Annotated in this window: 18 protein-coding genes; 9 read left to right on the top strand and 9 right to left on the bottom strand. The window is 66.2% G+C overall.

Translation table 11 applies throughout. The annotated features are described in order from the left end of the window. Window positions 1-11 precede the first annotated feature (11 nt). Entirely contained in the window at window positions 12-1,112 is a 1,101-nt protein-coding gene (bcsZ, locus tag AACW18_RS01815) for a cellulose synthase complex periplasmic endoglucanase BcsZ (protein WP_256352005.1), read from the top strand. After that, window positions 1,097-4,540 carry a cellulose synthase complex outer membrane protein BcsC gene (gene bcsC / locus AACW18_RS01820; RefSeq protein ID WP_218389994.1) on the top strand — a complete coding sequence of 1,148 codons (3,444 nt, stop codon included), beginning with the start codon at window positions 1,097-1,099 and terminating at the stop codon, window positions 4,538-4,540. Before bcsZ ends, bcsC begins: the two co-directional genes overlap by 16 nt. Before the next feature lie 27 nt (window positions 4,541-4,567). On the opposite strand, the gene AACW18_RS01825 is transcribed toward bcsC, so the two are convergent. After that, complete coding sequence (locus AACW18_RS01825) at window positions 4,568-4,843, bottom strand: metal/formaldehyde-sensitive transcriptional repressor (protein ID WP_042653346.1); 276 nt, start codon at window positions 4,841-4,843, stop codon at window positions 4,568-4,570. Window positions 4,844-4,914: 71 nt separating this feature from the next. Between AACW18_RS01825 and dmeF the strand changes: the two genes are divergently transcribed. Beyond that, window positions 4,915-5,847, top strand: coding sequence for a CDF family Co(II)/Ni(II) efflux transporter DmeF (gene dmeF, locus AACW18_RS01830; RefSeq protein WP_218389995.1), 933 nt, complete (start codon window positions 4,915-4,917; stop codon window positions 5,845-5,847). A gap of 20 nt (window positions 5,848-5,867) precedes the next feature. On the opposite strand, the gene AACW18_RS01835 is transcribed toward dmeF, so the two are convergent. After that, window positions 5,868-6,278, bottom strand: coding sequence for a hypothetical protein (locus tag AACW18_RS01835; RefSeq protein ID WP_042653377.1), 411 nt, complete (start codon window positions 6,276-6,278; stop codon window positions 5,868-5,870). Window positions 6,279-6,540: 262 nt separating this feature from the next. Between AACW18_RS01835 and pulA the strand changes: the two genes are divergently transcribed. Next, a complete protein-coding gene (gene pulA, locus AACW18_RS01840) occupies window positions 6,541-10,575 on the top strand; it encodes a pullulanase-type alpha-1,6-glucosidase (protein WP_218389996.1) in 4,035 nt (1,344 codons plus the stop codon). A 219-nt stretch (window positions 10,576-10,794) separates the two neighbouring features. Here the strand turns inward: pulA and AACW18_RS01845 are convergent, their stop codons facing one another. Continuing rightward, a complete protein-coding gene (locus AACW18_RS01845; protein WP_218389997.1) occupies window positions 10,795-13,245 on the bottom strand; it encodes a zinc/cadmium/mercury/lead-transporting ATPase in 2,451 nt (816 codons plus the stop codon). A 280-nt stretch (window positions 13,246-13,525) separates the two neighbouring features. Here AACW18_RS01845 and tpx point away from each other — a divergent pair, with 280 nt between their 5' ends. From tpx to AACW18_RS01860, 3 genes are all read left to right on the top strand, one after another. Next, window positions 13,526-14,026, top strand: coding sequence for a thiol peroxidase (gene tpx / locus AACW18_RS01850; protein WP_218292403.1), 501 nt, complete (start codon window positions 13,526-13,528; stop codon window positions 14,024-14,026). A 209-nt stretch (window positions 14,027-14,235) separates the two neighbouring features. Continuing rightward, window positions 14,236-15,456: a DEAD/DEAH box helicase gene (locus AACW18_RS01855; RefSeq protein WP_218330107.1), complete on the top strand. Its 1,221-nt coding sequence runs from the start codon at window positions 14,236-14,238 to the stop codon at window positions 15,454-15,456. Between the two features lie 102 nt (window positions 15,457-15,558). Continuing rightward, window positions 15,559-17,052: an alkaline phosphatase D family protein gene (locus AACW18_RS01860; RefSeq protein ID WP_218389998.1), complete on the top strand. Its 1,494-nt coding sequence runs from the start codon at window positions 15,559-15,561 to the stop codon at window positions 17,050-17,052. Between the two features lie 79 nt (window positions 17,053-17,131). Here the strand turns inward: AACW18_RS01860 and AACW18_RS01865 are convergent, their stop codons facing one another. From AACW18_RS01865 to AACW18_RS01880, 4 genes are all read right to left on the bottom strand, one after another. Further along, a complete protein-coding gene (locus AACW18_RS01865; RefSeq protein ID WP_218389999.1) occupies window positions 17,132-17,920 on the bottom strand; it encodes a hypothetical protein in 789 nt (262 codons plus the stop codon). Beyond that, complete coding sequence (locus AACW18_RS01870; RefSeq protein ID WP_218390000.1) at window positions 17,917-19,233, bottom strand: sphingomyelin phosphodiesterase; 1,317 nt, start codon at window positions 19,231-19,233, stop codon at window positions 17,917-17,919. The genes AACW18_RS01865 and AACW18_RS01870 overlap by 4 nt, the downstream gene beginning before the upstream one ends. Window positions 19,234-19,548: 315 nt before the next feature. After that, window positions 19,549-19,848 carry a hypothetical protein gene (locus AACW18_RS01875; protein ID WP_218390001.1) on the bottom strand — a complete coding sequence of 100 codons (300 nt, stop codon included), beginning with the start codon at window positions 19,846-19,848 and terminating at the stop codon, window positions 19,549-19,551. A gap of 110 nt (window positions 19,849-19,958) precedes the next feature. Beyond that, on the bottom strand, window positions 19,959-21,563 hold the full coding sequence (locus AACW18_RS01880; protein WP_218390002.1) for a peptide ABC transporter substrate-binding protein: 1,605 nt from the start codon (window positions 21,561-21,563) through the stop codon (window positions 19,959-19,961). Window positions 21,564-21,740: 177 nt separating this feature from the next. Between AACW18_RS01880 and AACW18_RS01885 the strand changes: the two genes are divergently transcribed. Then, window positions 21,741-22,448, top strand: coding sequence for a ParB-like protein (locus AACW18_RS01885; protein ID WP_218390003.1), 708 nt, complete (start codon window positions 21,741-21,743; stop codon window positions 22,446-22,448). A 48-nt stretch (window positions 22,449-22,496) separates the two neighbouring features. Here AACW18_RS01885 and AACW18_RS01890 read toward each other — a convergent pair whose 3' ends face one another. Further along, complete coding sequence (locus tag AACW18_RS01890; protein ID WP_218390004.1) at window positions 22,497-23,162, bottom strand: CatB-related O-acetyltransferase; 666 nt, start codon at window positions 23,160-23,162, stop codon at window positions 22,497-22,499. Between the two features lie 293 nt (window positions 23,163-23,455). On the opposite strand from AACW18_RS01890, the gene AACW18_RS01895 reads away from it, so the two are divergent. Further along, window positions 23,456-23,884 carry a DUF2753 family protein gene (locus tag AACW18_RS01895; RefSeq protein WP_218330101.1) on the top strand — a complete coding sequence of 143 codons (429 nt, stop codon included), beginning with the start codon at window positions 23,456-23,458 and terminating at the stop codon, window positions 23,882-23,884. Here the strand turns inward: AACW18_RS01895 and AACW18_RS01900 are convergent. Continuing rightward, complete coding sequence (locus tag AACW18_RS01900; protein ID WP_218390005.1) at window positions 23,877-24,632, bottom strand: enoyl-CoA hydratase-related protein; 756 nt, start codon at window positions 24,630-24,632, stop codon at window positions 23,877-23,879. The genes AACW18_RS01895 and AACW18_RS01900 overlap by 8 nt on opposite strands. Window positions 24,633-24,650: the final 18 nt, after the last annotated feature.

Below are 24,650 nucleotides of genomic sequence, written 5' to 3' on the forward strand. Positions count from 1 at the left end.
AGATGAGACAGATGAAGACTGTATGGGGCGGCCTGCTGCTGTGGGCCCTCAGCGTGCTGCCGGCCTGGGGCGCCTGTGACTGGCCCGAGTGGCAGCATTTTCGCGAGCATTACATCGGCGAGGAGGGGCGGGTCATAGATCCCGCCGATGGCCGCCGCCTCACCACCTCGGAGGGGCAGAGCTATGGCCTCTTCTTCGCCCTGGTCAACGACGACAGGGAGACTTTCGCCCGGCTGCTTGACTGGACCGAGCGACAGCTCGCCCGCGGCGATCTGACCGGCTTCCTGCCGGCCTGGCAATGGGGCCAGCGCGAGGATGGCGGCTGGGGCGTGCTTGACGAGAACAGCGCCGCCGATTCGGATCTCTGGATCGCCTACAGCCTGCTCGAGGCGGGGCGACTCTGGGACAACCACAGCTACGAGTCCATCGGCACCCTGCTGCTGCGCCGCATCGCCAGGGAAGAGGTGGCCCGTCTGCCCGGCCTGGGCCCCGTGTTGCTGCCGGGGGCCCATGGCTTCGCCAGCGAGGGGCGCTGGACCCTGAACCCGAGCTACCTGCCGCCCCAGCTGCTGGCTCGCTTCGCTTCCTTGCAGGGGCCCTGGCGCGAGATGCAGGGGCTGTTGCCACGGCTGCTGCGCGAGAGCGCCCCGCAAGGGGTTGCCCCGGACTGGATTGAGTGGCAGGGCGACAAGGGCTGGCAGGTGGCGGCCGACAAGGGGCCGCAGGGGAGCTATGACGCCATCCGGGTCTATCTCTGGCTCGGCATGCTGAGCGACGAGGATCCCGCCAAGGCCGCCCTGGTGGCGCACTTTGCCCCCATGCTGGCCAGGATCACCGAGCTCGGCGCCGTGCCGGAGCGGGTCGACAGCCAGAGTGGCGAGGCTCAGGGGCAGGGGCCGGTCGGCTTCGCCGCCGCCCTGCTGCCGCTGGCGCAGGGGCAACCGAGCCTGGCGGCGCTGCGTGACAGGGTCAAGCAGCATGGCCAGGATGCGGATGCCTACTACGGCAGCGTGCTCAGCCTGTTTGGCGCCGGCTGGGATCAGGGCCGTTACCGCTTCGCCCCCGATGGCACCCTGCAGCCGCACTGGAGCGACGCATGCCAAGCAGATTGACCCTGGCCTGTCTGCTTGGCTGCCTGGCAGGCGGCAGCCTGGCGCAGGGGGCGGTGCAGCCGGTCGACTGGCTGCTCGAGCAGATCCGCATCGGGGAGGCAAGCGGGCGGGAAGATCTGGTCAGCAACAGCCTCTATTCCCTTTCCCTGGTGGATCCCAATCACCCCGAGCTGCTGGCGGCCCAGGCCCGTCAAGCGCTGCGTCAGGGCAAGATCAAGGAGGGCAGGGCGCTGCTCGCCCGGCTCGGCAAGGTAGCGCCCGACTCGCGGCTCTACCGTCAGGGCATGGCGAACCTGGCGCTCACCGACGCGGCGCAGCGCCAGCAGTTGCAGCAGGCGAGGCTGCTGGTCAGTGCGGGCCGGCTGGCAGAGGCCGAGCGCCTCTACCGCTCCCTGTTCGTGGAGGATCTGCCACCTAACCTGGAGGTGGCGGTCGAATACGCGCTGCTGCAGGCGCGCATCCCCGCCCTTCATGGCAAGGGGATCCAGGCCCTGCAGGCGCTGAACCGCCAGTACCCGGGTCAGCCGCGGGTGCGGGCGGGGCTGGCGCGTAACTACCTGGCCGACGGACGACGCCAGGAGGCCATGGCGCTGCTGCGGCAGATGGCCATGAGCGACGACAGCCGTGACGAGGCGGCCGAGATCTGGCTGGGCGCCATCACGGAGATGCCGGTGGGGCCGCAGAGCATCGCCGAGCTGAGTCGCTTCATCACGGCCTTCGGCAGCGGTGACGAGGCCGCCAAGGCCGAGTCCCTGCTCGCCGAGCAGCAGGCGAAGTGGGCCTCTCCCGCGTTTCGTGCCCGCCAGCAGGCGTTGACGGCGACGGGAGCCGGCACGGCATCGGTGGCCGAGCTGAAGCGGGCCCTCACCGCCAATCCCGGCGATCCCGACCTCATGGGGGCGCTCGGTCAGGCCTACTCGCGCAACAACCAGCGGGCCCTCGCCATCGCCCAGTTCGAGCAGGTGCTGCGTCACCCCGAGGTGACCCAGAAGGAGAAGTGGAGCAGCCTGCTGGCCAGCAACCGTTACTGGCTGCTGATCAGCCAGGCCGAACAGGCCGGCGAGCGTCAGCAGTGGGAGGCGGCGGCGAATCGCTACCGTCAGGCCACCCGGCTCGATGGCAGGGAGGCCGAGGCCTGGCTCGGGCTGGGGGACAGCGAGCTGGCCCGGGATCGGCCGGTGGAGGCCGAGCAGGCGTATCGCAAGGCGCTCGCGTTGCCCGGCGCCCATGACAGGGCCCTGTCCCGGCTGTTCGATCTCTATCGGGAGCGGGATCCCGCGCGGGCGCTGGCCCTGCTGGCGCAGAGCCGGGATCCCGCCTTGCAGGCCGAGGGCAAGCAGCTCAAGGCCGAGCAGCTGCAGGCGCAGGCCGATGTGCTCGAGCAGGCGGGCAAGCTGCCGCAGGCCCTGGCGCTGCGCCAGGAGGCCCTCGCGCTCAGGCCCGATGACGTCTGGCTCGCCTACAGGGTCGCCGGCACCTCGGCCCGCAGCGGTGATGTCGGGGGCGGGGAGCGGCTACTGCTGAGCCGGCTGGCGGCCCGGCCAGAGGACAACAGCCTGCGTTACGCCACCGCGCTCTATCTCTCGGGGCAGGATCAGACCGAGCGGGCCAGAGCCGTGCTGGCCGAGGTGCCGGCATCGCGCTGGTCGGCGGACATGCGCGAGCTGGACGTCCGCCTGGTGCGCACCCAGACCCTGGCCAGGGCCAGGCAACTGCGCGAGCAGGGCGACGAGAACGGCGCCGAGCGCCTGTTGCAGCCCCTGCTGCCGGACGACGACGTCAGCCTGATGCTGGCCGGCTGGGCCGGCGAGCGTGGCGACTGGGCCCAGGCCGAGCAGCACTATCAAAGGGTGCTGGCGCACCAGCCGCGGCAGCTGGATGCGAGCCTTGGCATGGCCGAGCTGGCGCTGGCAAGGGGCGACCGGGAGCAGGTGCGGCGCTGGTTGCCCGGCTGGCCGATCAGCCCCCAGCCCGCCGACGGCTTCAACGACTACCGCCGGGTCGCCAATCTCTATCAGGCCCTGGGGGAGGAGGCGACGGCGCAGGCCATCTTCGAGGGCTATGCCCCCGCGGTATCGGCCCAGCCCGCCTCCGAGCAGAGCGCGCTGTTCTGGCGTGACGCCGCCCGTCAGCGCTTCGCCGCCGGTGAGACGGAGGAGGCCCTGCAATGGGATCGCAAGGCCATGGTGGCCGCCGGCCTGGCCCCCCGCGAGGATCTGGACGGGGGCGATCTGACCCGGCTCGCCCGCAGCCGGGAGGGGGAGGGCTGGCTGGCATCCGGGCTGCGTAGCGATCTCGACCGGCACTATCGGCAGAGCCAGACCACAGTCTCCCTCGACAGCGACTACTGGGGCTCCAGCGGCACCGGTGGCGTCTCCGATCTGCGGGCCCTGACCCAGATGCTGCAGCTGGATACCCCGCTGGCCGGCGGCACCTTCTTCGGCCGCCTCGAGCGGGTCGACATGGATGCGGGCCACCTGCCTGCCTCCCCCTATCTGGCGGAGTTCGGCACCTGCGCCGCGCGTGGCTGTGCGGGGGACGAGCACCAGCAGTATGCCGGCACCACACTGGCGGCGGGCTGGCGCGGGGGCGCCTGGGCCTTCGATCTGGGCACCACCCCCCTCGGCTTCGAGGTGGTGGACTGGGTCGGCGGGGCCTCGGTGGAAGGGGATCTTGGGGATCTGGGCTGGGGCCTCACCCTGTCGCGGCGGCCGATCAGCAGCTCCCTGCTCTCTTACTCCGGCACCGTCGATCCCGCTACCGGGATCAGCTGGGGGGGCGTGCGGGCCAACGGTGTCCGCCTCGATCTCAGCCATGATCTGGGAGGAGCGGTCGGCTTCTGGGGCAGCGCCCAGCAACATCTGCTGACGGGCAAGAACGTGCCGGACAACTGGCGCACCCGGCTCATGGGCGGTGGCTACTACAAGGTCGTCAACGAGGCAAACCGGCGGGTCAGCCTGGGACTGAGCAGCATGCTGTGGCATTACCAGCAGGATCTGAGTGGCTACACCCTGGGGCAGGGGGGTTACTACAGCCCCCAGGGTTACTTCTCCCTGTCGCTCCCGGTCAGCTACCGGCAGCGCACCCCGGACTGGTCGTGGGAGCTGGGTGGTTCCGGCTCCTGGTCCCACTCCCGCACCGACGACAGCCGGCGCTACCCCCTGCCCGACTTGCTGCCGGAGCGCCTGCCCGACCGGAACGCCCCGGTGCAGGGCGGCAGCAGCAGCGGGTTCGGCTACACCCTCAACGCCGTGGTGGAGCACCGGCTGAGCGAGCATTGGCGCATCGGCGGGCGGATCGATATCCAGCAGGCCGACGACTATGCCCCCAGCCATGCGACCCTCTTCCTGCGCTACACCTTCAAGCCATGGCAGGGGGATCTCGACATGCCGCCCCAGCCGCTCACGCCTTACGCGGACTTCGACTGAACCGTACGCCCGACCCGTCGGGCGTACTCATTTCAGGTAGGAGCGCAGCACCCTCACCACCTGATCCAGATCCTCAAGCCGCTCTGCCTGGGTGGCCTCCTCGGCGCCGAGATGTTCGCGCATGTGACCCTCCAGCACCTCCAGCATCAGGCCGTTGACGGCGCCGCGGATGGCGGCGATCTGCTGCAAGATGGCGGCGCAGTCGGTCTCCTGCTCCAGCGCACTCTCCAGCGCGCCGGTCTGACCCTTGATGCGGCGTACCCGCGCCAGCAGCTTCTTCTTGTTGTGTACCGTGTGTGACATGCAGGATCCTCTCGCGCGATAAAACTATACTGGGGTATAGTATATTGTATTGTCGCCCTCAGGAGAAATTCATGTCATCCGTCGCTAGCTTCCACTGCCATCAACCCGTCGTGCACGAAGGGAATCCGCTGGCCGAACAGAAGACCCGCTGGGCCGTGCTGCTCACCCTCATCATGATGGTGGCGGAGATCGCGGGGGGCTGGGTGTTCAACTCCATGGCGCTGCTGGCGGATGGCTGGCACATGAGCTCCCACGCGCTGGCGCTCGGTCTCTCGGTGCTGGCCTATCGCGCCGCCCGCCACTTCGCCCGGGATCACAGATTCAGCTTCGGCACCTGGAAGATAGAGGTGCTTGGCGGCTTCACCAGCGCCCTGCTGCTGGTGGGGGTGGCCGGCCTGATGCTGTTCGAGTCGGTCACCCGGCTGCTGGATCCCAGCCCGATCCACTATCAGCAGGCGATCGGCATCGCCCTGCTCGGTCTGCTGGTGAACCTGGCCTGTGCCTGGCTGCTCAAGGATGATCATCACCACGATCATCACGGTCACCAGCACGATCACCATGATCACGACCACGGCCATGCTCATCATGATCTGAATCTGCGGGCCGCCTATCTCCATGTGCTGGCCGATGCGGCCACGTCGGTACTGGCCATCTTCGCCCTGGTGGGCGGCATGCTGTGGGGCGCCGACTGGCTGGATCCCCTGATGGGGATAGTGGGCGCGGTGCTGGTGGCCCTGTGGGCCAAGGGCCTGCTGCGCGACACCGGTCGCGTGCTGCTGGATGCCGAGATGGATACCCCCCTGGTGGCGGAGGTCCGCGAGGTGATCGCCGAGGGGCCGGCGGCGGAGATCCGCGATCTGCACGTCTGGCGGGTGGGGCAGCAGCAGTATGCCTGCGTGCTGTCGCTGCGGATGGCACAGCCGGTGCCGCCGCAGCAGATCCGCGAGCGGCTCGCCATCCACGAGGAGCTGGTCCATGTGACCATAGAGATAGCCCAGGGCTGAGGCGCGGCGGCTGCGCCGGCTCAGTGAGGCTGGCTGGTGGCTGCCGAGGACTTATCCTTCCAGATGGAGCCGATCAGCAGCTTGAGCAGCAGCCCGGGCGGGTTGTCCAGCAGGCGGCCCGACTCCAGCAGCAGATGGCCGTCGGCCCTGAATCCCAGGCTGGCATGGAGCTGCTCCTCCTCGTCGACGATCTGGATGATGCCGTGCAGGATGCCGTGTTCCCCCGGCTGGCAATGGAGCCGCAGCTCGCGCGGCTCCCCCAGCAGGGTGAAGGCCCGGATCCGCGGCGGTGTCTCCTCGTAGTCGGGCCACTTTAAGAAGCGGTACTGCTCGGCGAGCGCCCCGGCCTGCTGGCAAAACTGATCGAACAGCTGACTGATGGCCTGATACTCCTCATCCAGTCGCCTCGCTTGCTCATCGATTCGCGTCATCTGCATCACCCTCGGTATCCAGTTGATCGGAAATTGGTTTTTCCTGCGTCATGGGGTTCTCCCAAGTGATGGGGTGAATATCGCCCCAAGTCTGTGAGCTCGCTCCTATTTTCGTTATGAAAACGTTATCTTGTTGAAACTGGTTGGTTTTTTTTGCCTGCCTGCTCACATTTACAACAATCCCCGCTGACTAATATGACACCGCTCGGCTGCGACCGGGTACTCGAATATCGAGACTAACTACAGCGGGAATTATAAAAAAATGGATATGAAAAAGACCAAGGTGGCGCTGGTAACAGCCTCACTGCTCGCGCTTTTGTCTGGCTGTAATGACAACGGCTCCTCGCCCTCCACTCCACCCTCCCAGGATGGGCCCGTCGCCCGCCTCCCCAACGTACAGCCTCCGGCCGAGCAGCTGGTGGCCGGGCCCGATCAGGCGGTGATCGCCCTGGTCGACACCCAGACCGGCGCGGCGCGCGGCATCGAAGGGCCCTTCGCCGGCCACAGCCTGCACCTGTGGAACAACGATGCCTGCAATGCCACCGCCGACAGCGGCCTGAACGCGAGCTGGGATGACGCCAGCAAGACACCGGCGGCGGTGGACGGCTTCGGTCCCAGCTGGGTGGTGCCGCTCGCCAAGATGGAAGGCTGCATCAACTTCATCGCCCGCAACGGCGATATGGCGAACCTGACCGGTGCCGACATGAAGGTGATCTTCAGCGAGCACCCGGATCGCACCGTGGCCATAGTCGCGGGCAAGAGCGAGATCTTCGGCAGCCGTGCCGAGGCCTTCAGCGCCGCCTTCGGCGTGGCCGGGGCCAGCGCCCACCTGATCGACGGCAACACCCTGATCTGGCAAGGGGGCAAGGATAAACCCCATGTGCGGCTCTACTACACAGAGTCCGGCACCATCAAGGCCAATGCGGAAGGGGTGTTCGACTTCCCCTACCTCAGCCTGACCCCGACCAGCCTCAATGCCGAGCAGCAGGCCAAGTATCCGCACCTCAAGGATGCCGCCGCCTTCGCCCTGCCTGCCGGTAAGGATCTCAAGCCCCTGCTCAAGGGTGAGCTGGTTGCGATCGGTACCGATGCCGAGGGCATACTGCAGGGGGCTACCCTGGTGCAGAGCGCCGGCGCCCTGGATGCTGTCTATGCCGAGGCCGCCACCAAGCTGAGCTATGGTGCCATGGTCGAGGGTGGCAACGTCACCTTCCGGCTGTGGGCGCCGACCGCCAAGTCGGTCAAGCTGGCGCTGTTCGATGAGCAGCATCAGTCCCTCGGCGAGCGCGCCATGACACAAGACGAGGCCAGCGGCAGCTGGAGCCTGCAGGGCGGCGCGGATCTGGTGGGCAAGTACTACCGCTACGCCATCGAGGTCTATCACCCCCTCAGCCGCAAGCTGGAATCCTACCAGGTGACCGACCCCTATTCCCTGAGCCTCGCCATGAACTCCGAGTTCAGCCAGGTGGTGGACCTGGACGATCCGGCCCTCAAGCCGGCGGGCTGGGACAGCCTGAAGGCGCCCCACAGCCAGCAGAACCCGGCCGACATCACCATCTACGAGGCCCATGTCCGGGATCTGACCGGCAACGATGAGAGCACCCTGCCGGAACACAGAGGCAAGTTCCTGGGGCTGACCGACGGCGACAGCAAGCCGGTCACCCACCTGAAGGCCCTGGCCAAGAGCGGCGTCAGCCACCTGCACCTGCTGCCGGTGTTCGACATCGCCACCATCAACGAAGATCCGGCCAAGGTCGCCAACATCGGCGACGACTTCAGCAAGCTGTGCGAGGTGAATGCCGAGGTCAAGAACTCCAAGTTCGCCAGCCACTGTGGCGGCGGCCAGACCATAGAATCGGTGCTGACCGAGCTGCAGAGCGTGGACAGCAAGGATAACCCCGTGGTGCAGGAGCTGTATGGCTATCTGCGCGGGGTGGACTCCTTCAACTGGGGTTATGACCCCTATCACTACACCGCCCCGGAAGGCTCCTACGCCACCAATGCGGAGGGAACGACCCGGATCAAGGAGTTCCGCGAGATGGTGCAGGCCATCAAGCAGAACATCGGCATGAACGTGGTGATGGACGTGGTCTACAACCACACCAACGAGGCCGGGCTCGGCGCCAAGTCGGTGCTCGACAAGATAGTGCCCTGGTACTACCAGCGGCTGAACCCGGAGACCGGTTCGGTCGAGAACTCCACCTGCTGCTCCAACACGGCGCCGGAACACGCCATGTTCGCCAAGCTCGTCGACGACTCCCTGGTGACCTGGGCGCGGGACTACAAGATCGATGCCTTCCGCTTCGATCTCATGGGTCACCATCCCAAGGATCAGATAGTGCAGGCGCTGGCCGAGGTGAAGAAGGTCAACCCCGAGATGTACTTCTACGGCGAGGGCTGGAACTTCGGCGAGGTGCAGGATGACAAGCGCTTCGTGCAGGCCACCCAGAAACACCTTGGCGGCACCGGCATCGGCTCCTTCTCCGACCGGCTGCGGGATGCGGTCCGTGGCGGCAGCCCGTTTGACGGCGGCGACCTCATTCGCAAGACCCAGGGCTTCGGCAACGGCGCCTTCGTGGATCCGAACGAGGTGGACGGCGTCGATCTGGCGACCGCGCTGCACCAGTCCGATCTGGTGCGCCTCGGCATGGCCGGCAACCTCAAGGAGTTCGTGCTGACCGACAAGGACGGCATGCCGAAGAAGGGGGCGGACATCGACTACAACGGTCAGCCCGCCGGTTATGCCCAGGATCCGACCGAGATCCAGAACTATGTCTCCAAGCACGACAACCAGACCCTGTTCGACAACCTGGTCTACAAGGCGCCGGCAGGGGCCGATCTGGTGCGGATGCAGGGGGTGTCGCTCGCGACTGCCATGCTGGGGCAGGGCATTCCCTTCACCCATGCCGGCAGTGAACTGCTGCGCTCCAAGTCCATGGAGCGGGACAGCTACGACTCCGGTGACTGGTACAACCGGGTCGATTACACCCAGGCCGACAACAACTTCGACAAGGGTTTGCCGCGCAAGGACAAGGATGGTGACAACTATCCGCTGATCGAGCAGGTGCTCGGCCAGCACGTCAAGCCGAGCGGGGCTGACATGGAGCGCATGCTGGGCTTCTATCAGGAGCTGGCCGAGCTGCGTCAATCCTCCCGTCTGCTGCGTCTTGGCAGCGGTGCCGAGGTGATCAAGCGGGTCGACTTCCGCAACACCGGGCCGGATCAGATCCCGGGCCTCATCGTGATGTCGGTGGATGACGGCGCGAGCGCCGGGGCGGATCTGGACCCGGCCATCGATGGCCTGGTGGTGATGATCAACGCCACCAACGCCAGCCAGAGTATCGGCGACTTCCGTGACGGCAAGGATCAACCTGTCGATCTCTCCGGCATGGTGTTGAGCAGCGCTCATCACGCTGGTAGCAGCATCGCCAGTGGCGCCGCGTTCGACAACGGCCAGCTGACGCTGGGGGCCTGGTCGGCCGCCGTGTTCGTCAAGCCACAGGCCGGTGCCCAGGGTACGGGCCTGCCGGTGGGCAAGAAGACGGACCTGAGCACGGTGCCACCCTTCGGTGATACCGAGGTCTTCGTGCGCGGTTTCCTGAACCAGTGGGATCCGGTCAACAAGATGAACTTCGGTGGCAACTTCAGCTACGAGTTCACCACCGAAGTGACGGCGGATCAGCTGGGGATGACTCAGGTGAAGATCGCCGGTAGCGACTGGGGCGGACCGATCAACTACGGCAAGTGCAGCGATACCGATCAGTTGGCGACGGGCCAGATCAGCGGGCTCTGTGCCAACGGTGGGGATCTGCCGTTCAATGCAGACAAGGCCGGCACCTACAAGTTCGTGTTTACCGCCATGAACAAGGACAAGCCCAGCCTGAGCGTCAGCTTCACCGAGCCGGTGCAGAGCTGCAAGGTGCTGGATACCGTAGCGGGCAATCCGCTCGGCTACAACCTGTTCGTCAAGGGTGAGTTGTCCGGCTGGAACGCCCAGCCTCAGTACCAGTTGAGCTACAAGGGGATGGACGGCGCACTCGCCATCTATCAGACCGCGTTCAGCTATGCGGGCACCACAGAGTTCAAGGTCGCCAACGAAGATTGGAGCAAGGAGTACCTGCTCAATGGTGGCGGTGCCGTCCAGCCCGAAACGGGTTACCCCTTCGCCTTCTCCGAGCCGGGGAGTTCCAACAACAGCATCACCCTGCCGCAAGGCCTGTGGAGCGTGCTGGTGAAGGTTGACCCGGCAGGGGTCAGCGCCGGTACCGTGGTCATTCAGGAGTGCAGCGCCAAGTAAGGAGACCCATCGAGCCCTGGGCTGGCTCGGCAGCCCAGGGTTGAATTCCACCTCGCCAAGGGTGGGATAAGCCGAGAGAGTAATCACAAAGCGCGACTGCCAGAGGGCAGCCGCGCTTTTTCTTTGCAGGTTCTGCTTCGCCGGTGCCAGGGGAGAGGGGAAAAGAGAAAAGCCGTCACCCCGGGGTGACGGCTTTTGGTGTTTGGCTGGAGCCGAGGATCAGCGCTTGCGCAGCAGCCGCAGGGCGTTGGCGGTGACCAGGGCGGTGGCCCCGGTATCGGCCAGCACCGCTATCCAGAGCCCGGTGATGCCGAGCAGGCTGGTGACCAGGAAGATGGCCTTGAGCCCCAGCGCCAGCGCTATGTTCTGGTGGATGTTGGCGAGCGCCGAGCGCGACAGCCGGATCATGGCGGCGAGGCCGCCGAGCTGGTTGTGGGTCAGGGCCGCATCGGCGGTCTCCAGCGCCACGTCGGTGCCGCCGCCCATGGCGATGCCGATGCTGGCCCGCTTCATGGCGGGGGCGTCGTTGATGCCATCCCCTATCATGGCCACCTTGCGGTGCTCGGCCAGCTTGGCGATCTCCTCCACCTTGCCCTCCGGCAGCAGGCTGGCGCGCCAGCCCATGCCGAGCTCGGTGGCGATGGCCTCGGCGGCGCGGGGGTTGTCCCCGGTCAGCATGATGCTCTGCAGCCCCAGCGCCCTCAGCTCCTGCAGCGCCGCGGCGGCGTCTGGCCGGATCTGGTCGCGCAGCGCCAGCAGGGCGACCGGCGCCGAGCCCGCCTGACAGAGCACCACCACCGTCTTGCCCTGTGCCTCCAGGCGGCTGACTTGCTGGTTGATGGCCTCGTCGAGGCTAGGGATCCGGCTCGGGGCCAGCAGCTGCCAGAGGGCGCCGTCGATGAGTCCCTCCACCCCCATGCCCGGCAGGGCACGCAGTTCGCTTGCCGCGGCCAGGGTCAGCCCCTGCTCGCTGGCGGCGGCCACCACGGCCTTGGCCAGCGGATGGTGGGAGCCCTGCTCGATGGCGGCGGCCAGTGCCAGCAGCTCGGCCTCTGGTCGGCCATCCAGGCTTATCAGCTCGGTCAGCTGCGGCTTGCCCAGGGTCAGGGTGCCGGTCTTGTCGAAGGCGACCGTGTCCACATGGGCCAGCCGCTCCAGCGCCGCGCCCCCCTTGATCAGGGCCCCTTGCCGGGTCGCCGCCGCCAGGGCGGAGGTCACCGCCGCCGGAGTGGAGATCACCAGGGCGCAGGGGCAGCCGATGAGCAGCAGCGCCAGCCCGCGGTAGATCCACTCGTCCCAGCTCTGGCCGAAGGCGAGCGGCGGCACTATCACCACCAGCAGGGCGACCAGCATCATGGCCGGGGTGTACCAGCGGCTGAAGCGGTCGATGAAGCGCTCTATGGGCGCGCGCTGGGTCTCGGCCTCCTCGATCAGGTGCAGTATGCGGTCGATGGCGTTGTTGCCGGGCTCGGAGACCACCTCCAGGCGCAGCACCCGATCCGCCGCCAGGCTGCCGGCGGGCACCTTGTCGCCCTGACGGCGCTCCACCGGGATGGATTCACCGGTCAGGGCGCTCTCATCAAAGGCCCCGAGGGCGTCCAGCAGGCGGGCATCCGCCGGCAGGCGGGCGCCGGGGGCTATCTCTATGATGTCGCCGGGGCGCAGCTCGTCGGCCGCGACCTCCTCCCGTACTTCACTCTGTGCCTGACCTTGTAGAACAGTGCGAATGCGCAGCGCCTTGTCGGGCACCAGCGCCATCAGGGCGGTGACGCCGGCGCGGGCACGGCCGGCGGCATAGGCCTCCAGGTGCTCCCCCAGCATGAACAGCAGCAGCACCATGGCCGCCTCGGCGGTCTCGCCGAGGAAGAGGGCGCCGAGCGCCGCCACCGTCATCAGGGTCTCGATGGCGAAGGGGGAGCCGCTCCTGGTCAGGGCCCAGGCCTTGCGGGCGACGGGCCAGAGTCCCCACAGGGTCGCCAGGATAAACAACGGCTGACCGATCTGGGCCGGCAGCAGGGCGGCCACCCCCATCAGGGCCGCCAGGGACAGCGGCTGCCAATATTTGCCGAGCAGGCTCATCACCGGGCTGCGGTGGGTTTCGGCCGCCTTGCCCCGGGTCTCGCCCTTGAGCCGGAAGCCTGCGGCCAGCACGGCGGCGGTGACGGGATCGGGGGAGAGCTCGGGGGCGAGATCCACCACCAGCTTCTCGGTGGCAAACAGCACCCGCGCCTGCTGCACGCCAGGGACCCGGCTGACGGCGGTCTCTATCTTGCGGGCGCAGCTGGGGCAATCCATCCCCAGCACCTGCCAGCTGTGGCGGCGACTGTGCTGTTCCGGCGCGCTCAAGGGCTCGCTCGCCTCGGCCGCCTCGGCCGCTTCGGCATGGGCATGATGCTCATGCTCATGGTCGTGGGAGGGAGACGGGCTGCAGCAGCCCTGGCCGTGACAGCCTCCTCGGGGGGGCTCGTCATCCCCGGGCGATTCGTTCGCCCCCTTATCCTGATGATCATGGGGGGCCGGGCTGGCGCAGGCGCTGACCGGCGCGACCTGGTCGCAGCAGTGGCTGTCGTGCCGATGCTGGGCCTGGCCGGTGTCTGCCCTATTTACGGCCTTGTTGACGGCCTTGATGGGGGCTGCGGCGTGCTGATGATTGCAGCAGGATTTGCTCATGGTGAATCCCTCTTGAGTGGATCCCGTCGGTGCGGGAGCGCTGAAAACTGAGGGGAGTGTAAACCTTGGTGCTTAGTCCAAGGTCAAGCCCTAATCTCCCCTCTTGTTCGGGAGGCGGTTTGCCAGTCAGGGGATGAGGATATATCCCGCTCTTATTGTGGTGAGGGTAAGTCGACTTGAGCCGAACGGGACATATCCCTCTTATTGGCGGGTGTTTGTCCCGTCCGGCTGGGCCTATACTGGGAGCCTGGATCCCCCTTAGATAATTAGAGGACACAACATGAGCAATACCGTCACCCTGCAAGGCAACCCCGTCTCCGTTTCCGGTCACCTCCCCGTCGCCGGTGAGCAGGCCAAGGCCTTCTCCCTGGTTGCCAAAGACTTGTCCGATGTGACCCTGGCGAACTACGCCGGTCAGCGCAAGATCCTGAACATCTTCCCGAGCGTCGATACGCCGACCTGCGCCACCTCGGTGCGCAAGTTCAACGAGCAGGCCAGTGCCCTGAACAACGCCGTTGTGCTGTGCATCTCCGCCGATCTGCCGTTCGCCCAGTCCCGCTTCTGCGGCGCCGAAGGCCTGGACAAGGTCGTGAGCCTGTCCACCATGCGTGGCGTCTCCTTCCTGCAGGATTACGGCGTGGCCTTCTCCTCCGGTCCGCTGGTTGGCCTGGCCGCCCGTGCCATCGTCGTGCTGGACGAGCACAACAAGGTGCTGCACAGCGAGCTGGTAGCCGAAGTCGCCGACGAGCCGAACTACGCCGCCGCCCTGGCCGTGCTGTAATCTCGTTAGCCTGATTGCCCGACGGCCTGCCCTGTTTCATCACAGGCGCAGGCCGTTTTTATTTCTGGCGCGGGGAGTTAGCCCCCATTTCTTTATCCAGCCCCCACGACCCCTGGCGGCGCCGGAGTCGGCACCATCCTTTTACTTATCAGGGCAGTCTGGCTAGACTTCGCCTCCCACTTCTTATTCAGCCGATGCCTGCCTAGCCCATGACCTTTAACGAACTCGCCCTAGCTCCCGCCCTGCTGGCCGCCCTGCCGGCCGACTTGCATACCCCGACCCGCATCCAGCAGCTTGCAATACCAGTTGCATTGGCTGGTCAGGATCTGCTGGCGCTGGCCCAGACCGGCAGCGGCAAGACCCTGGCGTTCGGCCTGCCGTTGCTGCAACGGCTGGATCCGGCCTCCGATCGGGTGCAGGGACTGGTGTTGGTGCCGACCCGCGAGCTGGCCACCCAGGTGAGCGCCGCGCTGCAGGGCGGTGCCGAGGCGCTGGGGCTGCGTGTCCTGACCCTGTGTGGCGGGGTGGCGCAGGAGCAGCAACAGGCCGAGCTGGCGCTGGGGCCGCAACTGCTGGTGGCGACCCCGGGGCGGCTGCGCGACTTGCTGGCCCAGCGCTTGCTGGGGTTGAGCAACCTGCGCGCGCTGGTGCTGGATGAGGCGGATCGCCTGCTGGAGATGGGCTTCTGGCCCGATATCCAGTGGCTGATGAACGCCATGCCTGCGCAGCGGCAAAACCTGCTGTTCTCCGCCACCCTGCCAACCGAGCTGGAGAGCCTGGCCACCGGTCTGCTGACGAACCCGGTGCGCATCGAGGCGGATCCGCTCAACGGCCTGGTGAGCGAGATCGAGGAGCGGCTCTATCTGGTCAACAAGAGCGGCAAGGTGCCGGCGCTGATCGGCTTGCTCAAGGAGCAGGATTGGCCTCAGGTACTGGTGTTTATCAGCGCGCGGGACGATGCCGACGGCGTGGCCAGGAAGCTCGCCAAGGCGGGTATAGCGGTGGCGGCCCTGCATGGCGACAAGGATCAGGCTGTGCGGGAGCAGGCGCTTGCCGACTTCAAGGCGGGCAAGGTGCGGGTGCTGGTGGCCACGGATCTGATGGCGCGCGGCATCCATGTGGAGGCGCTGCCCGTGGTGATCAACCTGGACCTGCCCGCCAGCGCCCCCGTCTATGTGCATCGCATCGGCCGCACCGCCCGCGCCGGGCGCAAGGGGCTCGCCATGTCCCTGGTCTGCCACGGCGAGACCGAGACCCTCGCCGCCATCCGCACCCTGACCGGCCGTGAGCTGGCGCTGGCCGAACTGACCGGCTTCCCGGTGACCGACCAGCCCGCGAGCGGGGAGGGCAAGCGCGCCCCCAGAGACAAGCAGGCGAATCGCCGCACCGCCAACAAGCGCAGCGTCAAGCAGTTCAAGGGCAAGGCGTGATGCCGCTCGCTACCGCCTGAGATAGCGCGCCTCCCAGCTGGTCAGTATCAAAGGACGCCTGTTTCGCTATGCTGCATGGGTGAAATCATGGAGGGATAAGCGATGACGACTTTGGTAATGGGCCCCCTGCTGGGGCTCGAATCGGACACACAATACAGCATCTGTTTTCTGGCGGGAGCGGACTGCAAGGCGGCTGACGTCAGAGTCAATGGCAAGCTGCTGGCCGCCAGCAAGCAGGCGGATACCCCCAAAGGCGGCTTCTGGCGAGCGCTCTGGTCGGCGCCCGCCAAGGCCAAGACCGGCACCATCGGCTACGAGATCCTGCTGGATGGGGTGCCCGCCCAGGATCTGGCCGGGGCTGAGCAGTGGCAGTTTCATCTGCCGGGCCTGAAAGATCAGGTGCTGATTGGCTATGCCTCCTGCAACGGTTTCTCCGACTTCAAGCTGCTCACCTCCACCCCCCAGCCCTACGCCATGTGGGACAAGCTTGCCGCCGAACACCAGGCGCATCCCTTCTCCCTGCTGCTGATGGGCGGGGATCAGGTCTATGCCGATTCTCTCTGGACCACGGTGCCGACCCTGAAGGCCTGGAACGAGCTGGACCGGGCCGAGAAGGTCAAACGCAAGGCGACCCGCACCATGGAGGAGCAGCTCGATCGTTTCTATTGCGAGCTCTACTGCAAGCAGTGGGGCCGCCCCGAGGTGGCGCGCATGCTGGCCCGGGTGCCCAATGCCATGATGTGGGACGATCACGACATCTTCGATGGCTGGGGCAGCTACCCCGCCGACTTGCAGGGCTGCGAGGTCTATCAGGCCATCTATGCCGCCGCCGCCAAGTATTTCCGGCTGTTCCAGCTGCGCTCCGGCGCCAATGGATCCTTGCTGGATCCGGCGAACCTGAGTCACCACTCCTGGCGGCTGACCTTTAGGGGCTATCAGATCCTGGCGCTGGACAACAGGGCGACCCGCAGCCAGAGCCAGGTGATGAGCCGGGGGCAGTGGGATCAGGTCAATACAGCGCTGGCCGCTTGCAGCGAGGGGCACCTGCTGGTGATGGCGGGGGTGCCGGTGGTCTATCGGGACTTCGCCTTCACCGAGGCGGCGCTGGATGCCACCCCCTGGGAGGAGGAGCTGACCGACGATCTCAAGGATCACTGGCGCGCCAAGGCGCACGAGGGAGAGCGGGCCCGCCTCATCATGCGGCTGCTGGACAACGCCCAGCAGCGGCGCAAGGCCAACAAGGGGGCTTCCAGAACCCTGATCCTGTCGGGGGATGTGCACGTGGGTTGCCTCGGGGTCATTCAGGACAGGCGGGTGGGCAAGGGGGTGATGAATGTGCATCAGCTGGTCTCCTCCGGCATAGTGCATCCCTGCCCGACCCAGTTCCAGTGGATGGGGATCCTCGCCATGACCAACGACGAGCCCGAGTATCTCGACGAGAGCCGGCTGATCCGCACCGAGCTGATCAAGCCGTTCGGCGCCACCCTCTACCTGCGCACCCGCAACTTCGCCACCCTGCAGATGGGCAGCGATGACAAGCTGTGGGCCAACTGGCATTGCGAGAACGGGCTGGCGGCCAGCTACCCGCTGGCCTGAGGCGATTGAGCAAGAAAAGGGCCCATAGCGGGCCCTTTTTCGTGTCTGCTGCGTGCCGGAGCGTGATGTCAGCCTGGCGTCAATCCGTTCGGGGCCTGCCCTGCTCCTGGACGAAGAAGTCGCGCCTGAACTGGCCAAGCACCTGCTCCCTGTGCTGCTGCCAGCGCTCGTCGTCCATGGCCCCCTGACTGGCCGCGAGTTGCTGTTCCAGCTCGGCCAGCTGCAGCTGATAGCGGCTGCGTTGATCCAGCTGCTGCTGACGCGCCCCGGCGAAGGCCAGGCTGGCCTCGGCCCGCCCGGCAGGCAGGAAGTGGCGCGCCAGGGTCTCCAGCTCCTCATCCCCCCACAGCTGACGTGCCTGCTGCAGGCGGGCATCCGGGTTGAACAGATCAGCCGCCAGATCCGGGTATTGCGCCGCCCACTCGTCCTGCAGCCGGGTCAGGGCGGCCAGCCGCTCGGCCAGGGTCAGCTGTTCGCCATCGCTGGCCAGCTGCGCCAGCGCCTCGGCGTAGCGCCCCTGCAACAGGGTCAGGCTCTCCCCCTCGCTCAGCCACTGCGACTCCACGCCGGCCAGATTGGCCAACCGCTCGGCCAGTGGCTGGTCGCTGTCGGCGATGTCGCCGGCGAGCTGCTGGCTCATCCCCTCCGGCATGGCGCGCCAGCTCTGGGGAGCCTTGGTGGCGCCAGCGGCCGCGGTGACGTCATGTGCGGCGACCCCCGTCTGAGCTGGCTGCGGCGGGCTGGCACTCGCCGGCGGCGTCCCTGCTTGGGAGGCGGCCGCCGCCGAGCCGGACTCATCCTGCCGGCCGATAGTGAGCAGCAACAGCGAGAGGACCGCCAGCGCCAGGATCCCGTGGCGGCGTTTCATCGGGCTATCTCTCCCTTGACCGGGAAGTGATCGGAGAGGTTGCTGGCGGGCCAGAGGCTGCCATCGCTGCTGCGCGGGATCCAGACGCTGTTGAGGTTGTGGCTGGCGGCGCCGTACTCCCGGCTCACCAGCAGATAGTCCAGGTACTCGACGTTGGCACCGCCGGAGAGGGGCCCGCCGGCGTAGGGGTTGAGCCTGGGATCGAAGGTGGCCTCGGTGTAACCGCCATAGGCGGGGGCATGGGCGTTCAGATTGGCCAGCATGTTGGCGTAGTCGTCGGCGAACTTGCGCTTGTTGACGTTGAAGTCGCCGCCGTAGATGACGGTGTCCGTGGCCGGGATCTTGAGGCTGGCGGCCAGGCTGCGGATCTGGCCGAACTGGATCTGACGCAGTCGCCTCGCCTCGTCGGTGTCGAAGCTGGCGGTGTGGGTGGCGAACAGGTGCCAGGCCTTGCCGCCCTTGATCACCTCGGCGTACATCACCCCCTTGTCGGCGAAGCAGTCGGTGCCGGTGCATTGGGGGTAGACCAGTTGGGCCTCGCGCACTATGGGATAGCGGCTGACGATCACCACGCCGCCGTCGTGGATGTTGATCCCCGGCTTGTCGAGCACCTTGGTCTGGTAGGGATACTCCTTCGCCAGCGCCTGCAGGAAGCCCTCGCGCCTGCCATCGAACACCTCCTGCAGCAGCAGGGCGTCATAGCCCTTGAGATAGCCGGGCAGCAGGGTCAGCCGCTCGCCTATGCTGGAGGCGATCACCGGCAGGGCCCAGACGTTGTAGCTGGCCACCTTGAGCTTGTCCTCCGCCGGCTCCGGCTGCTCCTCTTGCCGGGCAGGCGTCAGCATATAGTGCAGATCGTCGTAACGGCCGGTGTACTTGGCGGCGAAGGCCAGCTCCTGCGGGCCCGCGGTGCGATGCAGGGCGCGATCGCTCTGCCAGCCGGAGCTGGCGGTCGGCGTCTCGCCGCCGTGCTGCAAGGTGGTATTCCACCAGGTGCCCTCCATCAGCTGGTTGAGGCGATAGGTGTCGCCGCCGGCGGTGGTGACGCGGGTCTCGAACAGATAGTTTTTGCCCGCCTTCACCCCCTCGTAGCGATTGAAGCTGAGCACCATGGCGCTCTCCCAGGGGCCCAGCTCTGTCCTGTGCTGAGTCCACTGGCTGCCCGGTTGCAACTGGCCGCTGCCGCTCTGGCGGATCTCCAGCTGCAAGGGCTCGGGGCCGTTGTTGGTGAGGTAGACGTCGGTATCGGCCAGCGCCTGCAACGGCAGCTGGCAGGCCAGCAGCAGGGCGGAGTAACTCAGGGTCTTGTGCATCATGAAGTCCTTTTGGTTGAGGCACGGTGGAAACTGACTGTTATGGCGGGCATAGAGGTCATTTCATTTACATTTTTGTTACAAGTAAATGAAAGGCCCCATATGGGTAGAGTGGAATTTATGGAGGGGAGTGAATGGTGCGGGGAGGAGCGGTGTGGTCGAGTCCGGCTGTTAGGGAGGTGAACGGCGCAGGGGGATCATGGACGCGCCGTTGGGTGCCTGCTCAGGCAGTGGCTCGGCGGCAAAAAGGGAATGCCAGCGAGCGAGGGCGGGCTGTCGCTGTCGCGACGGAGGGAACTGGTCGCGGGCCGGGGCTTAGCGCACCTGGCTGAAGTCGTGGATCTCGCCGGCCCTCGGGTTGAAACGGGGATCCCTGTCCTGATCGCGGGCGACCCAGGCCATGGCCTGGCAGAAGCTCTCCCGCTTGGCGAACTCCTCGCGCACCTGATCGATGGCACGCTCGGCCTTGCGCCGCGCCATCTTGCTGGCCTTGCGATCGCTGAACTGCTGTTGCTGATCCAGCATCCATTCGGTGAAGGCCTGTCGACATTCGGCTTCATTGGCCGCCTGGACGGGCAGGGCGCCGCACAGGGCAATAAGGAGGAGAACACGCATAGCGGATGGGGACTGGTGGTCGGCTGGAGTCAGGAGGGCGGCATTTTATGCCGAGAGCGGGGATTGGGACAATGCCGAAATGGGGCCAGTCGGGCTGGCCCCGTTCCGTATCAGTGCTTGATGAGGTAGAGCTGGCGGCTGTAGGCCACGTCTTCCGGATTGTTGATGGGGTAGCCCTTGAGCCAGGGCTTGATCAGCCGGGCATTGGTGTACTGGTAGATGGGGGCGATCGGCGCCTCATCCAGCAGTATGGTCTCGGCCTCGTCGAACAGCCGGGCCCGCTCGCGCTCATCCTGGCTCCTGGCTGCCAGGGCCAGCAGCTCGTCGTAGCGGGCATTGGCGAAGCGGGCCATGTTGCCGCTGTGGTGGGAGCCCCACAGGCCGAGGAAGGCGGAAGGATCGTTGTAATCGGCCACCCAGGAGGAGCGGATCACCTCGAACTGGCCGCTCTGGCGGCTGTCGAGATAGGTCTTCCACTCCTGATTGGTGAGCTCGACCTGGGCCCCCAGCTTCTGCTTCCACAGGCTGGCGATGGCCAGCGCCATCTTCTTGTGGATCTCCGCCGTGTTGTAGAGCAGGGTCAGCTTGAGTGGCTTGGTCGGGCCGTAGCCCGCCTCTTTCAGCAAGGCCCTGGCCTTCTCGTCCAGCTCGCGCTGGCTGCTGCTGGAGAGCAGGTTGGCGGCGGGCTCAAAGCCTGCGGTCACGTCCGGGGTGAAGTGATAGGCCGGTTTTTCGCCGGTGCCCAGCACCTTGTTGGCGATCAGCCCCCGATCGATGCTGTAGGAGAGCGCCTTGCGCACCCGCACATCGTTCAGCGGTGCCTGCTGGGTGTTGAAGGCGTAGTAGTAAGTGCCGAGCTGCTCCGGGGTATAGACCTCCCCCGGGATCTGCTTCATCAGCTTCTGGTACAGCTCCTTGGGGAAGGATTCGGTGATCTGCAGATCGCCTGCCAGGTAGCGCTTGGTGGCGGCGCTCTCCTGGTTGATGGGCACGAAGGTAACCCTGGTCAGCACTGTGTGGGCGCGATCCCAGTAGTAGGGGTTCGGGGTCAGCTCCAGCTTCTCGTTCACCACCCGGTGACTCAGCACGAAGGCACCGTTGCCGACCAGCTTGCCCGGCTGGGTCCACTTGGTGCCATATTGCTCCATGCTGGCGCGATGCAGCGGCGACAGGCTGGGGTGGGTCAGCAGGCTCAGGAAGTAGGGCACCGGCTGGGAGAGCCTGACCCTCAGGGTGTGGTCGTCGAGCGCCTCCACCCCGAGCTCCTCGGGAGCCAACTTGCCCGCCACTATCTCGTCCACGTTGGTGAAGTGGGCCAGCTGGGCGAACCAGGCGAAGGTGGCGGCCTCTTTGGGATCCACCAGCTTGCGCCAGCCGTAGACGAAGTCGGCGGCCCGCACCGGATCCCCGTTGGACCAGCGCGCATCCGGCCGCAGATGGAACGTAAACTGCTGGTTATCCTCACTCTCCCAGCGTTCGGCGACCCCGGGCAATACCTTGCCATCCGGCCCCTGGGTCAGCAACCCCTCGTAGAGATCCCGCAGCACCTGCAGCTCGGGCAGCCCGACCAGTTTGAGTGGGCTCAGGCTGGTCGGCTCGTCCTTGAGATGACGCACGACCGCCTGCTCAGCGGCGAGTTGGGTACCGGGGGGAACATCGGCGGCCTGGACACAGGCGGCGCCAAGCAGGGCCAGCAGGGGACTCCATCCTTTCATGGTTGATCCTTCAAATTGTGTGAAGCGGGGAGAAAACTCGGCGAGAAATGATCGCCGCCAGATGGGAAATTATGATATCCCCTTTGCTGGTCAGACCGCCAGCCTGAGTCCCCTGATATCCGGGGCCTCATGGCGCCTTATTTGTCCCCGCGCCGCGCGCGGGAAGAGGAGTGAACGATGAGAGCATGGATGTTGCTGGCTTGCCTACTGAGCCAGGGTGCCTGGGCGCTGGCGCCCTGCGAGCGCACCAGCCAGGTGGGCAGCTGGTGCGAGGTCAGTCTGGATCAGTTGCACCCGACCCAGGGTGGTGTGGGCCAGATCCAGGTCGACAGCACCCAGGCCGAGCTGGCCGACAAGAGTGCAGAGCAGCTCGACAAGCTGATGAAGAAGAAGGAGATCCCCGTCGTCATCGCCCCGGATGGCGGCTACTGGCTGGTGGACAGACACCACCTGACCAAGGCGCTGTGGCAGCAGGGGGTGAAGCGGGCGCGGGTCAAGGTGATCGCCCGGCTGCAGGACAAGGCCAGCTTCTGGAGCCAGATGCAGAATCACCACTGGGCCTGGCTGAAGGATGAGCAAGGCCAGCCGCTGACCCCGCAGCAGTTGCCGAGGCACATCGGCGAGCTGCCGGATTACCCCTACCGTACCCTGGCGGGCCTGCTGCAGGATGCGGGCTATTTCAGCAAGAAGGATCAGGTCTACTTCGTCGAGTTTGCCTGGGCCAGCTGGCTCGGCCAGCAGATGGACTGGCTGCCGGTCAATGCCGCCAACCTGGCGGATCGCCTCGCCCAGGCCAAGCGGCTGGCGTGCAATGACAAGGCCAAGGGCTTGCCGGGCTATCCCGGCAAGCAGTGCCGTCTCAACCCGCCGCGCAGTGGCAGCTGAATCAGGGGCAAGAATGGGACTGATGCGGGGCACCTGGGCGCCCCGCATTTATTCTCCCTGGCTGACGCCTTGCCAGCGGGCGGCGGCTTGTTCCAGCAGCGCCACCTCTCCTTGCTGGATCAGCGGCAGCAGGGCCTGCACCTGCTCATCCGGCCAATCCCACCAGGCCAGCGCCAGCAGCCGGGTTATCTCGTCCTGGGGGAAGCGCTGGCGGATCACTCTGGCGGGGGAGCCGGCCACCACGCAATAGGGCGGCACATCCCGGGTGACCAGGCTGCGGGCGGCGATGATGGCGCCATTCCCTATGGTGACGCCCGGCATGATCATGGCTTCCATGCCGATCCAGACGTCATTGCCGATGCGGGTATCGCCGGCAGGCCTATAGCTGCGTTGCAGGGCCTCCGGGGTGGCGAAGGGATAGGTGCTGATGAAGGCCGGGTTGTGGGTGTGGTTGCCGCCCATGATGATCTTCACCCCGGCCGCTATCTGCACATAGTCGCCTAGATGGAGCCGGTCTATGTGCCAGATCGGCTCCCAGCCGGTGTCGGCCGAGCGGCTCCAGCGGTCGCCGTGCAGGTAGCGCACGACTTCCTCTTCGAAGGGGCCGTCCCAGGCTCCCGAGTAGTAGCTGTGTCGCCCCTTGAGGCAGATGTTGGGATTGGTCACCGTCAGATGCAGGTATTCGACCTGCGACCAGTGTTGGCAGATGGTCATTGCTGTGTTCCTCGTTGAATGGATCGGGATTGGATGCGCGAGTCGGCGCAGCTAATAGATCCAGACCAGCAGGCGGGGCACGCACAGGGTGGAGCAGCCCAGCGCCTGGGGTGAACGGGGTTTTTGCATGAGGAAGGGGCTCCCGACAAAAGAGGCCAGATGGTAAGGGATGGGGAGGGCGATGCCAAGTCGACGGGGAAGAAGTGGTCAAAACCTGCACAAAGGGTCTGGTTGATATTTATTCTCAATTGGCCATGATACAGGCTCCACTCATGTCGGTAGAGGAGAGGAAGATGACGAATCACAACTGGCAGCGTTACATGCTGGAGGCGGAGAATGCCCTCGGCAAGGGGGCGTTGGGGGCGGCCATCTGCCTCTATCAGCAGGCCCTTGGCGAGGTGTATGAGCTGGCGTCCGGCGATCTGGACGAACTGGCCAGCATGCGGGTCGCCACCTGTCACCGGCTGGCCGATTTCTGGCGCGCCATGGAAGAGCCCGCCTACGAGCTGCGTTACCTCAAGCTCGCCTCCGAACTGGTCACCGCCCTGGTGCCGCAATGTCCCAACCGCGAGTGCGAGAGCCTGATCAGCGAGCTGGGCTGCTGTCGCGCCGCCCTGCTCTCCTTCCTCAAGCGCCACCCCAATCCCGAGATCGCCAGGCTGATCCAGCTGCAGGACAAGGTGCAGGGCTGCGAGCTGATCGGCCGCTTCCGCCTCAACTAGCGGCTGTGCGCCTGAGCTTGTGGGCGATGCGTTCCTGGGCCTCTTCCCCCTGCAGGGCGAAGGAGAAGGCGCGGGCCTCCAGATCGATGACGAAATGCACCGCCTGCTTGAGCTCCTGCCTGAGCAGGGCCTTGCTCTTCTGTAGCGCCTTCGGCGGCTTGGCCGCCAGCTTCAGCCCTTGTGCTCTGGCAAAGGGGAGCAGTTCATCCATCGCCAGCACCCGGTTGGCCAGCCCGAGCCGCAGTGCCTCCGCGGCATCGATAGCCTCCGCCAGCAGCAACAGCTCGGCCGCCTTCAGGTGGCCGACGGCCCGGGGCAGCAGCAGGCTGGAGGCAAACTCCGGTACCAGCCCCAGCTCGACGAACGGCAGCTGCAAACGGGCATTCTGTGCCAGATAGACCAGATCGCAGTGCAGCAGCAGGGTGGTGCCTATGCCGACCGCCGGGCCGGCGACGGCGGCGATGACGGGCTTGGGGAAATCCACCAGGGTGTGCAGGAATTGCAGTATGGGGTCGTCCACCGCCAGGGCCGACTTGCCGACGAAGTCGGCGAGATCGTTGCCGGCGGTGAAGCAATCCTGCTGCCCCTGCAACAGCAGCACATGGACCCGCTCATCCAGTGCCGCCTGCTGCAGCGCCTGGGTGAGGGCCAGATACATCTCGGTGTTGAGGGCATTGCGCTTGTCCGGCCGGTTGAGGGTCAGGATGAGCAAGCCATCCTGCTGCTCGGCCAGAATTGTGAGGGCCATGTCTGAATCCTTGTTGTC

It is taken from the genome of Aeromonas sp. sia0103 (assembly GCF_963895295.1).
Classification (GTDB): domain Bacteria; phylum Pseudomonadota; class Gammaproteobacteria; order Enterobacterales; family Aeromonadaceae; genus Aeromonas; species Aeromonas encheleia.

Excerpts from the sequence above, each read along its gene's own strand:
- AACW18_RS01880 (WP_218390002.1), bottom strand. The coding sequence starts at position 21,563 with ATGAAAGGATGGAGTCCCCTGCTGGCCCTGCTTGGCGCCGCCTGTGTC.
- tpx (WP_218292403.1), top strand. The coding sequence starts at position 13,526 with ATGAGCAATACCGTCACCCTGCAAGGCAACCCCGTCTCCGTTTCCGGT.
- AACW18_RS01900 (WP_218390005.1), bottom strand. The coding sequence starts at position 24,632 with ATGGCCCTCACAATTCTGGCCGAGCAGCAGGATGGCTTGCTCATCCTG.
- pulA (WP_218389996.1), top strand. The coding sequence starts at position 6,541 with ATGGATATGAAAAAGACCAAGGTGGCGCTGGTAACAGCCTCACTGCTC.
- AACW18_RS01870 (WP_218390000.1), bottom strand. The coding sequence starts at position 19,233 with ATGCACAAGACCCTGAGTTACTCCGCCCTGCTGCTGGCCTGCCAGCTG.
- AACW18_RS01855 (WP_218330107.1), top strand. The coding sequence starts at position 14,236 with ATGACCTTTAACGAACTCGCCCTAGCTCCCGCCCTGCTGGCCGCCCTG.
- AACW18_RS01845 (WP_218389997.1), bottom strand. The coding sequence starts at position 13,245 with ATGAGCAAATCCTGCTGCAATCATCAGCACGCCGCAGCCCCCATCAAG.
- AACW18_RS01895 (WP_218330101.1), top strand. The coding sequence starts at position 23,456 with ATGACGAATCACAACTGGCAGCGTTACATGCTGGAGGCGGAGAATGCC.
- AACW18_RS01885 (WP_218390003.1), top strand. The coding sequence starts at position 21,741 with ATGAGAGCATGGATGTTGCTGGCTTGCCTACTGAGCCAGGGTGCCTGG.
- AACW18_RS01865 (WP_218389999.1), bottom strand. The coding sequence starts at position 17,920 with ATGAAACGCCGCCACGGGATCCTGGCGCTGGCGGTCCTCTCGCTGTTG.
- bcsC (WP_218389994.1), top strand. The coding sequence starts at position 1,097 with ATGCCAAGCAGATTGACCCTGGCCTGTCTGCTTGGCTGCCTGGCAGGC.
- bcsZ (WP_256352005.1), top strand. The coding sequence starts at position 12 with ATGAAGACTGTATGGGGCGGCCTGCTGCTGTGGGCCCTCAGCGTGCTG.
- AACW18_RS01890 (WP_218390004.1), bottom strand. The coding sequence starts at position 23,162 with ATGACCATCTGCCAACACTGGTCGCAGGTCGAATACCTGCATCTGACG.
- AACW18_RS01875 (WP_218390001.1), bottom strand. The coding sequence starts at position 19,848 with ATGCGTGTTCTCCTCCTTATTGCCCTGTGCGGCGCCCTGCCCGTCCAG.
- dmeF (WP_218389995.1), top strand. The coding sequence starts at position 4,915 with ATGTCATCCGTCGCTAGCTTCCACTGCCATCAACCCGTCGTGCACGAA.
- AACW18_RS01835 (WP_042653377.1), bottom strand. The coding sequence starts at position 6,278 with ATGACGCGAATCGATGAGCAAGCGAGGCGACTGGATGAGGAGTATCAG.
- AACW18_RS01825 (WP_042653346.1), bottom strand. The coding sequence starts at position 4,843 with ATGTCACACACGGTACACAACAAGAAGAAGCTGCTGGCGCGGGTACGC.
- AACW18_RS01860 (WP_218389998.1), top strand. The coding sequence starts at position 15,559 with ATGACGACTTTGGTAATGGGCCCCCTGCTGGGGCTCGAATCGGACACA.